The organism is Streptomyces sp. NPDC030799, assembly GCF_055572255.1.
The window spans coordinates 36,652-50,742 of record NZ_JBVIDS010000007.1; the positions used below are offsets into that span (position 1 = coordinate 36,652).

A 14,091-nucleotide genomic window follows, 5' to 3' on the forward strand; every position below is an offset into this window, starting at 1 on the left:
TCGGCCGGGTCAGTGGGCCCAGGCCGGGCTGGTGACCGCCGCCAGCCGGTGCACGTCCCGGGCCGTGCCCGTCACCCCGGACAGGAAGCCCTGTGCTCGCGGGGACGCGTTCTCCGTGAGCCAGGTCGGGTCGATGTCGCACACCGCCACTCGCACCCCCGTGCCCGCCAGGGCCAGCGGCAGGGTGTGGACGACCGTCGACGGGAAGCTGAGGATCGTACGGCCGATCGGGCCCCGGCGGGCGATCAGCTCCAGGGGCAGGTCCGGGCGGACTATCTGCAGGCCCGTCTCGACGGCCAGGCGGTGGAGTTTGTCCGCGCTCTCGCGGCGGTGGGCGAAGTACCGGGTCGCGCCGTGGGCCTTGGCCAGGTTGCGGACGGCGTCAAGGTAGCGGTCGCCGTCCACCACCCCCGTCTCCACCAGGGATGTGCCGACCATGTCCGCGCTCTTGGTGATGCGCGGCGGCCCGAAGCGGGCGCGGGTCCACGCGAAGTCATTGGCCGTGACCTGCACTCCCTCCGGTGTCTCCGTCACCGGCATGGAGGAGAAGACCTCGACCCGGCGGTGGGCGCTCGGCTTCAGACGGCGGCGGGCCGAGGAGGACACCGGGGCGAAGAGCAGGTCGCGCGCCCCGGGGCGGCCGCCCTTGCGGTGCCAGCGGACCAGCCGCTCGCCCCGGGCCAGCTGGGCGACGAACTCCATCGTCGCCGTGCCGTCGTCGACCACCACGAGGTCATTCGCCCGGGTGATCGTCAGCAGCAACTGCACATACCGCGAGAACGGGTCGCCCATGACGATGCGGTCCGCCCGCCTCAGGGCCCCCGCGAGGCCGCCGATCGTCTGGAACGGGGCCGCCGGGCCGCCCCGCGCCTCCTCCCAGCGCACCCGGTACCCCTCGTCCCGGGCCAGGTCCGCCATGCGGCGCAGCTGGCCCCGGGTCATGGGGTCGGTCGGGGACAGGACGACGACCGTGAGATCCGCACCGGCCTGTGGCGGGTCACCGGCCACCGTCCGCCTCACCTGCGCGGGCACGGACGGCAGCGGGTCCGTGCCCGGCGGCGGGTCCGGCTCCGCGCCGCGCAGGCCGTGCAGATGCGCCCACTCCAGCACGTTCAGCAGCTGGACCGGGCTCTCCACGAAGGCGAGCGTGCGGGGAAGGGAGCCGGCGTGACCGGCGCGGGGGCTCATCGGCGTACGACCGTCCCGTCGTAAGTGACCTGGATTCACACCGAGACCGGCTCGCCCGCCGCCGCGGCGATCTCCGCCTCGGCGACGACGCCGGCGACGCGGCGCAGCTTCTTCATCGGGCCCAGCTCGGAGTCGTAGACCTTCTTGACGCCGTCGCCGAGAGACGCCTCGATGGTGCGGATGTCGCGCACCAGGCGGGTGAGGCCCTGCGGTTCCACCGACGCGGCCTGGTCGGAGCCCCACATCGCGCGGTCGAGGGTGATGTGGCGCTCGACGAACACGGCACCCAGCGCGACCGCCGCCAGCGTCGTCTGCAGACCGGTCTCGTGGCCGGAGTAGCCGATCGGGACGTTCGGGTACTCCTTCTCCAGCGTGTTGATGACGCGGAGGTTCAGCTCATCGGCCTTCGCGGGGTAGGTCGAGGTGGCGTGGCACATGAGGATGTTGTCCGAGCCGAGGACCTCGACCGCGTGACGGATCTGCTTCGGGGTCGACATGCCGGTGGAGAGGATGACGGGCCGGCCCGTCGAGCGGAGGGCACGGAGCAGCTCGTCGTCCGTCAGGGACGCGCTCGCCACCTTGTGGGCGGGCACGTCGAACTTCTCCAGGAAGGCGACGGCCTCGGTGTCCCACGGGGAGGCGAACCAGTCGATCCCCTTCTCCTTGCAGTACTCGTCGATCCGGCGGTACTCGTCCTCACCGAACTCCACGCGGTGGCGGTAGTCGATGTAGGTCATCCGGCCCCAGGGGGTGTCGCGCTCGATGTCCCACTGGTCGCGCGGGGTGCAGATCTCCGGGGTGCGCTTCTGGAACTTGACCGCGTCGCAGCCGGCCTCGGCGGCCACGTCGATCAGCTTGAAGGCGTTCTCCAGCTCACCGTTGTGGTTGATGCCGATCTCACCGCAGATGTAGACGGGCTTGCCGGGGCCGACCTCGCGGGAACCGAACGTACGCAGACGGGAGTTGGTGCTCATCAGGGGAGTGTCCTTACTTGGGGAGGGAATCGAGAGAGGGGCCGAGGATCCAGCTGGCGATCTCTCGGATCGCGCCGTCACCGCCGGGGACGGTGGTGACCGCGCGTGCGGCGCCGCGTACGACGTCGTGGGCGTTCGCGACCGCCACGGGCCAGCCGACGAGGGCGAAGCACGGCAGGTCGTTGACGTCGTTGCCGACGTAGAGCACGCGCTCTGGCGCGATGCCCTGCTCCTCGCACCACTGCTTCAGCGCGAGGTCCTTGCGGTCGATGCCGTGCAGCACCGGGAGCTTCAGCTTCCGGGCGCGGGCGGCGACCACAGGGTTCTGTTCCGTGGACAGGATCAGCATCTTCAGGCCGCTGCGGCGCAGGGCCGCGATGCCCAGTCCGTCGCCGCGGTGCACGGAGACGAACTCCCGTCCTTCGGAGTCGATCAGCACCCGGTCGTCGGTCTGGGTGCCGTCGAAGTCGAGGACTACGGCGTCGATGTCGTCGTGGGCGGGCAGCGCACCCGGGCGGTCCGCGTCGAACAGTGGTGCCAGGGCCCGTGCGCGCGCCAGGTCGTGCGGGTCGTCGATCTCCAGGACCCGGGCCGGGTCGGTGCGCACGAGTTCCGTACGGCCGAAGAAGCGGTGCCGGTGCTTGCGGAAGCCGGCCGCGTCCATCGCGTAGGCGGCGCCGGTCTCCAGGAAGTCCTGGGGGCGGTCCTGGCGGCGCGGGCGGTAGGCCTTGTCGTGGTTGACGCCGTGGCCGCCGGCGGTCGGCGCGGGAACGGCGTGGCTGCCAACCGCCGCCGCGGCCACCGGGGCCGTGCCGGGTCCGGCTGCCGGGCCTGCCGTGCCCGTGGGTCCCTCCGCTGCCGCCCGGCCTCCGGTCACCGCGCCGGTGACCGGCGGCTCGCCGTGCCCGGCGGGTTCGTCGGCCGCCTCGCGCCAGACGAATCCATGGAACGGCGCGACCGTCAGCGCGGTGTCCGCACCGTCTTCGATCACCGCCGACGCGACACCGTCGATGTCCTCGCGGACGATGAAGGGGCTGGTGCACTGCACGAGCAGGACCACGTCGACCGCCGCGCCGTGCAGCGCCTCATGGGCGTCCATGGCGTGCAGGACCGCGGCCTCGGAGGTCGCCGTGTCCCCGGCGATGGCGGCCGGCCGCAGCACGACTTCGGCCCCGGCCTCCCGGGCGGCGGCAGCGATGGCCTGGTCGTCGGTGGAGACGACGACGTCGGTCACCAGCCGGGCCGCCCGGCACTCGCGCACCGCGCGCGCCACCAGCGGGACGCCGCCGACGGGCGCGAGGTTCTTCGCGGGCACGCCCTTGGAGCCGCCGCGCGCGGGGATCACCGCGAGTACCCGGCGCACCGTCGCGCCTCGGCCCGCTTCCGGGTTGGACATGGGATCTACTCCTTGCGATGAGGTCACAGCTCCCCCATCCGGCGGATCACCGGGGCGACCCGCTGTACGCCGTGGCGGTAGGCGCCACGCGCGGCGCGGCGCACGATCTGGCGGACCGGTCCGGGCTCCTTGTCGGCGGCGGGCGCGCCGGGCAGCGGGACGCCGTCGGGGCCGAGGTGGTGCCGGGCGAGGATGCCGGGCAGATAGCCGGGTGCGGTCTCGGGGGTGTAGTAGGGGGTCAGGGGCGGCAGGCCGCCGGGGCGGTCGAGCAGCTTGGCGATGCGTGCGCGTGCGGTGTCGAAGGCCGTGCCGTATGTGCCGTCGGCGGCAACTCCCTGCCGGGCGACCCATTCCTCGTCGGCCACCGGCCGGTGCCCGGCGTCCAGCTGGTCCCAGGAGGCCAGGCAGCCCGAGCCGGTGAAGTGGTGGTTGCCGAGCACCTCACGCACGCCCAGGTCGGTCAGGATCACCGTGGGGATACGGCGGTGCAGAGACTCCAGGGCGGCCGTGGAGCTGACGGTGACGAGGAGGTCGGTACGGTCCAGTACCTCGCCCATGTGGCCGTACACCAGGCGGAGGTTGGCGGGCAGGTCCGTGCCCTGGACCAGCTTCTGGTACGGCAGTTCCTCGATGTGGGTGGTGTGTTCGCCCGGCTTGGAGCGCAGCTTCAGCAGCACTTCGCGCTCGGGGTGCTTGCGGGCGTGCCGGATGAGCCGGTTCAGCAGGTACGTACGGTCCTTGCGGCTGTCCGGGACGGACGGCTGGGCGGCGAACACCACGGTGTACGGGTCGTGTTCGCCGGTGTACGGCGCACCCCCGAGGAAGGGCAGCGCGACCTCGGTGACCGAGGAGGCGTCGGCGCCCACACCCTCGTACACGGCCCGGAACCGGTCCGCGTCATGGCGGGAGTTGGCGAGGACGAGGTCCGCGCCGTGCCGCAGCAGCAGCCCGTCGGCGAGCTTCTCGTAGACGACACCGACGTAGCCGGTGACGACGACGGGACGCCGGGCGGCACCCGCCCAGGCGGCGCGCAGCCCGTGCAGCATCGCCTGCACGCCGCCGCCGACCAGCGCCAGGACGAGGACGTCGTACGACGAGTCGCCCATGGTGCGCAGGAACTCGACGCCGGTGACCTCGCGGAGGGAGTCCGCGCGGACGCCGACCTCCTTCAGCTGGCGGGCTGTCGGGGTGGCGCGTCCCCGCAGGAGGTAGCCGTCGAGCCGGATCTCGGCATCGGCGGGGGCGAGGCGCTGCGCGGTGAGCGCGCCCCACTTCCACCGGGTGTCGGAATCGGCGAGGACCGCGACCCGCAGGGACTTCTTAGCACTTGCTGGCACGCCGAAGACGCTAGGAAGCCATTGAGAGGTTCCGCCCAACCGGAATGCAACAAACGGTTAACAGCACATCGCCGAATGGCGAATCGGGCCGTGAAGGCGCGCGGAAAAAGCCCGGTTCACAGCTTCGCCACGTGCCGTTCACCCAGCATCAAGCGGACGGTCAAGACGAATGACGGGCTTCGCCCTAACGTCCCTGACGTGGTCAAGCTCTCCGTCATCGTGCCGTTCTACAACGTGCAGCAATACGCACCCGACACGCTCAGGAGCCTGAAGGCGAACGCGCGTGAGGACTTCGAATTCATTCTCGTCGACGACTGTTCCCGTGACGAGACACCAGGGATTCTCGCGCGCGCGGAGCGCGAGCTGCCCGGGGCCGTGTACGTCCGGCACGAACGGAACGGAGGGCTGGCGACCGCTCGCAACACCGGTATCGACCGGGCGCGCGGCGCGTATCTGACCTTCCTGGACGGGGACGACTGGCTCGCCCCGGGCTACTTCGCGCAAGCGGTTGCGGCCATGGAGGAGTTGGGCTGCGACTTCATCCGCACCGACCATGTGCAGTGCACCGGGCGGTCGCGCCAGGTGTTCCGGGTGCCGGTCGGCCGGCGGAACGTGGTGCTGGACCCGCGGGCGGCGATCCTGCCGGCCGACCGGTCGACCTCGGTGGACTACGCGTACGCGTGGGCCGGTTTCTACCACCGGCGGCTCGTGGACAAGGGGGTGCTGCACTTCACCGACGGGCTGCGCACGGCCGAGGACCGGCCGTGGATCTGGAAGTTGCACCGGGAGGCGGAATCCTTCGCCGCGGTGAGTCTGCTCGGTGTGTTCTACCGGCGCGGAGTCGCCTCCTCGCTCACGCAGATCGGTGATGTCCGGCAGCTCGATTTCATTCGCGCGTTCGATCAGGTCATCGCGGAAACGGCGCAGGACCGGGATGCCGGCCGGCTGCTCCCGAAGGCCGTCCGCACCTATTGCGCCATCATTTCCCATCATCTGGGATCCATCGAAAGGTTCGAGCCCGCGGTGGCGAAGAAACTGAAATCCATGAGTGCCGCCGCCCTGCGGCGCATGCCGCAGGACGTGCTGGACGAGGCGCTGGACTCCATGGATCTCCAGCGCGCCACCAAGCTGCGCCGGCTGCGCCGCCGTCCCGCCCCCGCGGGGGCCGCCGCGTGACCACCCAGATCTTCCAGGCGTCGACGCTGTACGGCACGGCCACGCTCGCCGCCGCCCTGGACTCCGGCTGTTTCCGCCCGGCCGACCGGCGGATCCTGCTGGTCTGCAACAACGCGGCCACGCCCGAGACCACGCCCGCGCTGAACGAGGCACCCGGCTTCGAGAAGCTGCGCGACCGCTTCGACGACGTGATCTCGTACAACGAGACCCTCTTCCCGTTCCACCCGGGCGGCTGGGCACCCCGCGGGGACGATCTGCCGCTGTGGGAGAGGTTCCTGCGCCACGAGTGGCGACTGGGCGACGACGACGTGACGTTGGCGGTCGAGTCCATCCAGGTCAACCCCTCCCTGGCGCTCGCGCAGATCTTCACCGGCGCCCCGGTGACGGTGTACGCCGACGGCCTGATGAGCTACGGCCCCACCCGTAACAAGATCGACCCGCTGATCGGCACCCGCGTGGACCGGGTGCTGCACCTGGATCTCGTGCCGGGTCTGAAGCCGCTGCTGCTCACGGAGTTCGGCGTGCCGGGCGAGATCGTGCCGACGGCCGCCTTCACCAAGGTGCTCGCCGGACTCGCCCCCTCGGGAGAGGGGTTGCCCGAGGTCGAGGAGCCCGCGCTGCTGCTCGGCCAGTACCTGTCGGCGCTGGACATCCTCACCGCCGAGCAGGAGGAGGACCTGCATGTCCGCATGCTGAAGGGCGCGGTGGCGCTCGGTCACATCCAGGTGGTGTTCAAGCCGCACCCGTCCGCACCGGCCCGCTTCACCCGCTCGCTGGAGCAGGCGGCGCAGGAGCTGAAGGCCGAGCTGACCGTGCTCGACACGCCGGTCCTCGCCGAGGTGCTGTACCAGCGGATGCGTCCCGCGCTGGTCGTCGGCTGCTTCTCCACCGCCCTGCTCACGGCCCAGGCGCTGTACGGCCTGCCGGTCGCCCGGATCGGCACCGAGGTGCTGCTGGAGCGGCTGACGCCGTACGAGAACAGCAACCGCGTCCCGGTCACCCTCGTGGACGCGCTCCTGCCCGACCTCGGCGACCGTGCCGCGGTCACCGAGCAGCGCACGGGCATGGACGTCGAGGCGCTCGGCGCGCTGATCCGCGCGGTGGGCTTCGCGATGCAGCCGAAGATCTACCCGCGGCTGCGTTCCGAGGCCGAGACCTGGCTCGCACGGCATCTGAACCCGCACACCCTGCGCTACTTCAAGCGCCGGCGCCTGTCCTCGCTGGCCCTGCCCGGCGGGGTGCCCGCCCAGCTGGCGTTCATCCCGCGCAACGCGACGGTCCGCCGGGTGGCCCGCAAGGCGCGCAGCCTGCGCCGGTCGGCGCGCGGTTGACCGGCGGGGGCGGGGCCGCGCGCGCGGCCGGGGAGCCATCGGCAGCTGGACCTTGCGACCGAACCAGGAGGGAACACCACACATGGCTGCTTCACGCCCCGGCCTCACCGCCGAACCCGGGCCGCTGATATCCCGGGTCATATCCCGGGCGGCCCCCGTCCCGCCGGCCCCCGGCCGGGGCCGGGGCCGCCTGCTCGCCCTGGACGGTCTGCGGCTCGTCGCCGCGCTGATGGTCTGCCTCTACCACTACACCGGTCGCGGCGGCCCGGTCTCCGCGTCCTGGCACGGGAGCCCGGCCCAGCTCTTCCCGGCCCTGTCCCGGGCGGCCGTCTACGGCAATTTCGGCGTGCAGTTCTTCTTCGTGATCAGCGGCTTTGTGATCTGCATGAGCAGTTGGGGCCGCACCCTCGGCGACTTCTTCCGCTCCCGCGTCGCGCGTCTGTATCCCGCGTACTGGGTCGCACTGGTCCTGATCACGGGCGCGTCCCTCGCGCTGCCCGTCGTGGTGCACCCGGTCCGGCTGGACGAGTTCCTCGTCAACCTCACCATGCTGCAGCAGCCGATGGGTGCGACCCGCGTCCTCGGGGTGTGCTGGACGCTCTGGGTCGAGGTGCGCTTCTACGCCCTCTTCGCCCTGCTCGTCGTCCTGCGCGGGGTCACCCACCGCCGGGTCGTGCTCTTCGCCTGCGTCTGGACGCTGGCGGCCGTCCTGTGCCACTCGTCCGGCAACGTGCTGCTGAACCAGGTGGTCATGCCCGAGTACGCCCCCTTCTTCATCGGCGGACTGGCGCTGTACCTGATCCACCGCTTCGGCAGCGATCTGCTGGCGTGGGGCATCGTCGCGATGTCCTGGCTGCTCGCCCAGAGCGAGGCCACCCGCGGCCTGTGGGGCCCGCACCCCCACCGTGACCCCCATGTCGTCGTCCTGATCGTCACCGTCGCCTTCGCGGCCGTCGCCGCGGTGGCGATGGGCTGGACGCGGTGGGCCTCCTGGCGCTGGCTGGTGACGGCCGGCGCGTTGACGTACCCGTTCTACCTGGTCCATGAGCACCTGGGCTGGTTCGTCATCCGGGTGCTGCACCGGGGTCTCGGCCTGCCCGCGTGGCCGACGCTGATCGTGACCGTCGTGGGCATGCTGCTGCTGGCGTGGCTGATCCACCGGTTCGTGGAGAAGCCGTTCGGGCCGCGGCTGAAGCGGGCGCTCAAGGGGCGGAGGCCGGAGGGCCGTTCTCCCGGTCCCGGATGGTGAACCGGCCGTCCGCTCAGCTGATTCCGTACCGGGCCCCGATGCCCGCGATCACCAGTGCCAGCCCCTCCTCGAACTGCTCGTCGTAGCCGTCGAAGAGCAGCTGTCCGACTTCCGCGGCGAGCGGGTACTCGGCCATCCGCCGGGCGCGTTCCTCGACGTCGTACCCCTCCCGGCGCTCGCCCGGGAGGGGCCTGACGCCCTGCTCCTCGGTGACGAAGCCGATGGTGTACGCGTTCGCCGTGCGGCCCGCGTGGACCGCCTGGACGAGGGTGAAGCCGGCGTCCGTCAGCAGGCGCAGGTTCGCCTCCAGTTCGGCGGCGTGGTCCGTGCCCGTGAAACGTGAGCCGCTGAACACCTTCGCCCCGTCGCGGTAGCCGAGCAGCGCGGCCCGCAGTCCGCGGTTCGCCTTCAGCAGTCGCTGCTGCCAGGTGTCGGCGGGGTCGAGCGCGGTACCGGCGACCATCCGCCGGTACATCTCCGTCGCCATCTCGTCCAGCAGCGCCTGTTTGTCCTTGAAGTGCCAGTACAGCGCGGGCGCCTTGACGTCCAGCTCCTTGGCGATGGCCCGCAGGGTCAGGCCGTCCAGGCCGACCTCGTTCAGCAGGCGCAGCGCGGTGTCGGCGACGCGTCGGCGATCCAGGGGTGCGCGTTTCTCAGGACTCACACTTGACAGCTTAACAGCGTTAAGGGCACTCTCATGGACGACGGCACTTAACGGCGTTAAGGAGAATAGTGATGGATGTCCTGATCGTGGGCGCGGGCCCGACGGGTCTGACCCTCGGCATCGACCTCGCGCGGCGCGGGGTGGAGGCGCTGGTGGTGGAGCGGGCCGAGGGCCTGTTCCCCGGCTCGCGCGGCAAGGGACTCCAGCCGCGCACCCAGGAGGTCTTCGACGACCTGGGCGTGCTGGAGGCGATCCGGGCGGCGGGCGGCCCGTATCCGGCCCGGATGATCTGGAAGGACGGAAAGCGGATCGGCGCACAGCCGATGTTCGACGCGATCGAGCCGGACGAGGGCACGCCCCACACCGACCCCCTCATGATCGCTCAGTGGCGCACCCAGGAGGTGCTGTACACCCGGCTGGCCGAGCTGGGCGGGGAGGTCTCCTTCGGGCGCGAGGTGACCGGCGTCGAGCAGGACGCGGACGGCGTGACCGTGCGGTTCGCCGACGGTACGACCGCCCGCGCCCGGTACGTCGTCGCGGCCGACGGCGGCCGGTCGGCCGTCCGGCGCGCACTGGGCGTCGGCATGACCGGCGAGCCGGTCGACCCCGCGCCGTTCCTGGTGGCGGACATCCGGCTGACGGGCCTGGACCGCGAACACTGGCACACCTTCCCGGGCCCCGACGGCACCGGCGTCGCCCTGTGCCCCCTCGCCGGCACGGACGACTTCCAGTTGCAGGCGCGCCTCGCGCAGGGCACGGAACCCGAGCTGTCCCTCGACGGCGTGCGCAAGCTGGTGGCGGCGTACACGCACCTGGACGCCGAGGACGTCACCCAGCTGCGCTGGGCCTCGGACTTCCGGCCGCGCACCGGCCTCGCGGACCGGTTCCGGGCGGGCCGCGTCTTCCTCGCGGGCGACGCGGCGCACATCCACTCCCCGGCCGGCGGGCAGGGCCTGAACACCAGCGTCCAGGACGCCTACAACCTGGGCTGGAAGCTGGGCGCGGTACTGCGTGGGGCACCGGACTCGCTCCTGGACACCTACGAGGAGGAGCGCCGGTCGAACGCGGCGGCCATGCTGGACCTGTCGACCAGCGTGCACCGCGGCGAAGTCCGGCGCGGAAGGGCGACGCTGCAGCTCGAACTGGGCTACCGGGAGTCGTCGCTGAGCGTGGAGACCCGTGTGGGCCCCGCCGGACTCCGCGCGGGCGACCGCGCCCCGGACGGCACGGTGTCCGGCGTCCGTCTGTTCGACGCGTTCAGGGGTCCGCACTGGACCCTGCTCGGCGCGGAGACCTCACACGCCGGCGTGCGGACGCTGCCCGCGGCACCGGAGTCCTACGGCCCGGGCGTCTTCCTGGTCCGCCCGGACGGGTATGTGGGCTGGGCGGGAGAGACCACGGAGGGCCTGGCGGAGTACGCGCGACGAGCGGGAGTCTTCGAAGCGCCGTGCGTGTGAGCACCCTTCCGCGGAGCGTCAGGCGCTGGCCAGCGTCAGCTTCACGGCAAACCCCAGGAACAACGCCCCGGCTGCCGAAGTGGCCGTGGCCGACAGCCTCTTGCGCCGCCGGAACGCCGCGGCGAGCCGCGTCCCGCTGACTATCAGCGCGCTGAGATAGAGAAAGCTGGCCAGCTGGGCGAAGGCGCCGAGGACGACGAAGGACAGGGCCGGGTAGGCGTAGTGGGGGTCGACGAACTGCACGAAGAAGGCGACGAAGAACAGGATCGCCTTGGGGTTGAAGAGGCTCACGACGAAAGCGCGCCGGAAGGGCCGCTCGTCGGTGACCGCGGCGGCCGCGGCGGAGTCCTCCGGGGCCTTCTCCTGCCGCGTCCGCCACATCTGCCAGGCGGCACGCAGCATGCCGATCGCCAGCCAGGTCAGATACCCGGCACCGGCGTACTTCACGATCCCGAACAGCACGGCGTTGGCCTTCAGCAGCGACGCGACACCGGCGGCGGACAGCGTCATCAGCACGGTGTCCCCGCACCAGACCCCGGCGGCGGCGGTGTATCCGGCCCGGACTCCGCGGCGGGCGGCGACGGAGAGGACGTAGAGGGAGTTGGGGCCGGGCAGCAGGACGATCAGGATCAGTCCCGCGAGGTAGGTGGGGAGATCGACGACACCGAACATGGAAGGGAGTGTCGCACAGGGGTACGACACCGCTCAGAACACCTCCGAGGGCTCGTAGGCCCCCCAAACTCCCCGAAGGGCGTTGCACACCTCCCCCACCGTCGCCCGCCCGCGCAACGCCTCCCTCATCGGATACAGCACGTTGTCCTCTCCCTCCGCCGCCTTCCGCAGCGCGTCCAGTGCCGCGTCCACCGCCCCCTGGTCCCGCTCGGCCCGCAGCTTCGCCAAGCGTTCCGCCTGCCGGGCCTCGATGGCCGGGTCGACACGCAGCGGCTCGTACGGCTCCTCCTGGTCCAGCTGGAAGCGGTTCACGCCGACGACCACCCGCTCCCCGGAGTCCGTCTCCTGCGCGATCCGGTAGGCGTTCTTCTCGATCTCGGCCTTCTGGAAGCCCCGCTCGATCGCCGCGACCGCCCCGCCCAGGTCCTCGACCCTCCTCATCAGGTCGACGGCCGCCTCCTCGACCTCGTCCGTCATCCGCTCGACCGCGTACGAACCCGCGAAGGGATCCACCGTCGCCGTCACGTCCGTCTCGTGCGCCAGCACCTGCTGCGTCCGCAGCGCCAGCCGCGCGCTCTTGTCCGTCGGCAGCGCGATCGCCTCGTCGAAGGAGTTGGTGTGCAGGGACTGCGTGCCGCCGAGGACCGCGGCCAGGGCCTGGACGGCGACCCGGACGAGGTTCACCTCCGGCTGCTGGGCCGTCAGCTGGACCCCGGCCGTCTGGGTGTGGAAGCGCAGCATCAGCGACTTGGGGTTCCTCGCGCCGAACTCCTCCTTCATCACCCGCGCCCAGATCCTGCGCGCCGCACGGAACTTGGCGACCTCCTCCAGCAGCGTCGTACGGGCCACGAAGAAGAAGGACAGGCGGGGCGCGAAGTCGTCCACGGACATCCCCGCAGCCACCGCCGTGCGGACGTACTCGATGCCGTCCGCCAGAGTGAACGCGATCTCCTGGACGGGTGACGCTCCCGCCTCGGCCATGTGGTAGCCGGAGATCGAGATCGTGTTCCACTTCGGGATCTCGGCGGTGCAGTACTTGAAGATGTCCGCGGTCAGTCGCAGGGAGGGCTTCGGCGGGAAGATGTACGTCCCGCGCGCGATGTACTCCTTCAGCACGTCGTTCTGGATGGTGCCCGTCAGCTGGTCGGCCCGTACTCCCTGCTCCTCCGCCACCAGCTGGTACAGCAGGAGCAGCAGCGCCGCCGGCGCGTTGATCGTCATCGACGTCGACACCTGGCCGAGCGGGATGCCGTCGAACAGCACCCGCATGTCCTCGATCGAGTCGACGGCCACGCCCACCTTGCCGACCTCACCGTGGGCGAGGGGCGCGTCGGAGTCATGGCCCATCTGGGTGGGCAGGTCGAAGGCGACCGAGAGACCAGTGGTGCCGTGGGCGATCAGCTGCCGGTAACGGGCGTTGGACTCGGCGGCCGTACCGAAACCGGCGTACTGGCGCATGGTCCAGGGACGGCCGGTGTACATGCTCGGGTAGACCCCGCGGGTGAACGGGTACGTGCCCGGTTCGCCCAGTTTCCCGGCCGGATCCCAGCCCTGGAGGGCCTCCGGCCCGTAGACCGGCTCGATCGGCAGTCCCGACTCCGACTCACGCGCCATGGATCCTCCGCAGTACGTCCTGTCACCCTCACCATGCCCCGTCGTTCGGCGGCGGTCACGCGGGGAAGCATCCCCGGCATGAGGATCTCGCGACGACCGGCCGCCGTAGTCACCTCGGCCGCCGCCCTTACCGCACTCACCGCCCTGTGCGGCTGCACCGTGCAGCCCGTGGACACCGACGGCAAACCCCGGGCACCGGTGCACGTCCAGCCCCCGGAACAGACCTCCGCGCAGACCTCCGGAGAGACCTCGGGACAGGTACCCGGACAGCCTCCGGCAAGCCTCCCGGCGAATCCCACCCGGACGGCCCAGCGGTCACCGGCCGTACCGCCCGCTCCCGCGCCCCGGGTGCTGTGGTCGCGTGGCGACAGCGGGCCGGGCGTGCGGCAGCTGCAGGCGCGGCTGCGCCAGGCGGAGTGGCTGTTCGACGGACCGACGGGGACGTACGGCGCTCTGACCGAGCAGGCCGTCAGGGGCTTCCAGGGCAAGCGCGGGCTGCCGCAGACCGGGCGCGTGGACTCCGTCACCTGGGAGCGGCTGGTGCGGATGACCCATGCGCCCGGAACCTGGGAGCTGTACCGGATGGGCGGCCAGCCCGCCGGTGCGCCCGACCCGCGCTGCATGACCGGACGTGTGCTGTGCATCGACAAGACGACGCGGACGCTGCGCTGGATGGTCGACGGCCGGACCCTGTCGACGACGGCGGTGCGGTTCGGATCGCAGTACACGCCGACCCGCGAAGGTGTCTTCCACGTCTACTGGAAGGCACGGCACTGGGTGTCCACGCTCTACCACTCGCCGATGCCGTACGCGATGTTCTTCAGCGGCGGCCAGGCCGTGCACTACTCGTACGACTTCGCAGCGCGGGGGTACGCGGGCGGCTCGCACGGGTGTGTCAACGTCCGGGACGAGGCGGCGATCGCCCAGTTGTTCGCGCAGGTGCGGGTGGGCGACAAGGTCGTCATCCACTGGTGAATCCGCTGGTGACGACCGGTGGGGTGAGGGTTGCGGGGCGCGGGCGGGACCGGGGGAA

Annotated in this window: 12 protein-coding genes; 5 read left to right on the forward strand and 7 right to left on the reverse strand. The window is 71.4% G+C overall.

Annotation, left to right across the window (positions count from 1 at the left end; all coding sequences use genetic code 11):
• Positions 1-9: 9 nt before the first annotated feature.
• Genes ACZ41I_RS18715 through ACZ41I_RS18730 form a run of 4 tightly spaced genes read right to left on the reverse strand, consistent with a single transcriptional unit; the run spans position 10 to position 4,895 of the window.
• Entirely contained in the window at positions 10-1,188 is a 1,179-nt protein-coding gene (locus ACZ41I_RS18715) for a hypothetical protein (protein ID WP_363216925.1), read from the reverse strand.
• Positions 1,189-1,223: 35 nt separating this feature from the next.
• Positions 1,224-2,162, reverse strand: coding sequence for an N-acetylneuraminate synthase family protein (locus tag ACZ41I_RS18720; protein WP_363216926.1), 939 nt, complete (start codon positions 2,160-2,162; stop codon positions 1,224-1,226).
• Between the two features lie 13 nt (positions 2,163-2,175).
• Positions 2,176-3,558, reverse strand: coding sequence for a cytidylyltransferase domain-containing protein (locus ACZ41I_RS18725; RefSeq protein WP_468514605.1), 1,383 nt, complete (start codon positions 3,556-3,558; stop codon positions 2,176-2,178).
• 23 nt (positions 3,559-3,581) lie between these two features.
• Positions 3,582-4,895, reverse strand: a complete 1,314-nt coding sequence (locus tag ACZ41I_RS18730; RefSeq protein WP_399763881.1) for a DUF6716 putative glycosyltransferase — start codon at positions 4,893-4,895, stop codon at positions 3,582-3,584.
• A gap of 198 nt (positions 4,896-5,093) precedes the next feature.
• Here ACZ41I_RS18730 and ACZ41I_RS18735 point away from each other — a divergent pair, with 198 nt between their 5' ends.
• The 3 genes from ACZ41I_RS18735 to ACZ41I_RS18745 all read left to right on the forward strand — a co-directional run bounded on the left by ACZ41I_RS18735 (position 5,094) and on the right by ACZ41I_RS18745 (position 8,651).
• Positions 5,094-6,071, forward strand: a complete 978-nt coding sequence (locus ACZ41I_RS18735) for a glycosyltransferase family 2 protein (protein WP_468514745.1) — start codon at positions 5,094-5,096, stop codon at positions 6,069-6,071.
• On the forward strand, positions 6,068-7,402 hold the full coding sequence (locus tag ACZ41I_RS18740; RefSeq protein ID WP_468514606.1) for an alpha-2,8-polysialyltransferase family protein: 1,335 nt from the start codon (positions 6,068-6,070) through the stop codon (positions 7,400-7,402). The genes ACZ41I_RS18735 and ACZ41I_RS18740 overlap by 4 nt, the downstream gene beginning before the upstream one ends.
• 82 nt (positions 7,403-7,484) lie before the next feature.
• Positions 7,485-8,651 (forward strand): acyltransferase family protein, encoded by a 1,167-nt coding sequence (locus ACZ41I_RS18745; protein WP_468514607.1) that lies wholly within the window; start codon positions 7,485-7,487, stop codon positions 8,649-8,651.
• Between the two features lie 13 nt (positions 8,652-8,664).
• Here the strand turns inward: ACZ41I_RS18745 and ACZ41I_RS18750 are convergent, their stop codons facing one another.
• Positions 8,665-9,315, reverse strand: a complete 651-nt coding sequence (locus ACZ41I_RS18750; protein WP_468324665.1) for a TetR/AcrR family transcriptional regulator C-terminal domain-containing protein — start codon at positions 9,313-9,315, stop codon at positions 8,665-8,667.
• Between the two features lie 71 nt (positions 9,316-9,386).
• Between ACZ41I_RS18750 and ACZ41I_RS18755 the strand changes: the two genes are divergently transcribed.
• Entirely contained in the window at positions 9,387-10,772 is a 1,386-nt protein-coding gene (locus tag ACZ41I_RS18755; protein WP_468514608.1) for an FAD-dependent monooxygenase, read from the forward strand.
• 18 nt (positions 10,773-10,790) lie between these two features.
• Here ACZ41I_RS18755 and leuE read toward each other — a convergent pair whose 3' ends face one another.
• Both leuE and ACZ41I_RS18765 read right to left on the reverse strand, forming a co-directional pair.
• A complete protein-coding gene (gene leuE / locus ACZ41I_RS18760) occupies positions 10,791-11,444 on the reverse strand; it encodes a leucine efflux protein LeuE (RefSeq protein ID WP_468324671.1) in 654 nt (217 codons plus the stop codon).
• A 33-nt stretch (positions 11,445-11,477) separates the two neighbouring features.
• Positions 11,478-13,058: an acyl-CoA mutase large subunit family protein gene (locus tag ACZ41I_RS18765; protein ID WP_363216933.1), complete on the reverse strand. Its 1,581-nt coding sequence runs from the start codon at positions 13,056-13,058 to the stop codon at positions 11,478-11,480.
• 78 nt (positions 13,059-13,136) lie between these two features.
• Between ACZ41I_RS18765 and ACZ41I_RS18770 the strand changes: the two genes are divergently transcribed.
• Positions 13,137-14,033 (forward strand): L,D-transpeptidase family protein, encoded by an 897-nt coding sequence (locus ACZ41I_RS18770; protein ID WP_468324675.1) that lies wholly within the window; start codon positions 13,137-13,139, stop codon positions 14,031-14,033.
• The last annotated feature ends 58 nt before the right edge of the window (positions 14,034-14,091 follow it).

What these genes read in the sequence shown, in the direction of transcription:
- ACZ41I_RS18715 (WP_363216925.1), bottom strand. Translation starts at nt 1,188, where the DNA reads ATGAGCCCCCGCGCCGGTCACGCCGGCTCCCTTCCCCGCACGCTCGCC.
- ACZ41I_RS18720 (WP_363216926.1), bottom strand. Translation starts at nt 2,162, where the DNA reads ATGAGCACCAACTCCCGTCTGCGTACGTTCGGTTCCCGCGAGGTCGGC.
- ACZ41I_RS18725 (WP_468514605.1), bottom strand. Translation starts at nt 3,558, where the DNA reads ATGTCCAACCCGGAAGCGGGCCGAGGCGCGACGGTGCGCCGGGTACTC.
- ACZ41I_RS18745 (WP_468514607.1), top strand. Translation starts at nt 7,485, where the DNA reads ATGGCTGCTTCACGCCCCGGCCTCACCGCCGAACCCGGGCCGCTGATA.
- ACZ41I_RS18755 (WP_468514608.1), top strand. Translation starts at nt 9,387, where the DNA reads ATGGATGTCCTGATCGTGGGCGCGGGCCCGACGGGTCTGACCCTCGGC.
- leuE (WP_468324671.1), bottom strand. Translation starts at nt 11,444, where the DNA reads ATGTTCGGTGTCGTCGATCTCCCCACCTACCTCGCGGGACTGATCCTG.
- ACZ41I_RS18765 (WP_363216933.1), bottom strand. Translation starts at nt 13,058, where the DNA reads ATGGCGCGTGAGTCGGAGTCGGGACTGCCGATCGAGCCGGTCTACGGG.
- ACZ41I_RS18770 (WP_468324675.1), top strand. Translation starts at nt 13,137, where the DNA reads ATGAGGATCTCGCGACGACCGGCCGCCGTAGTCACCTCGGCCGCCGCC.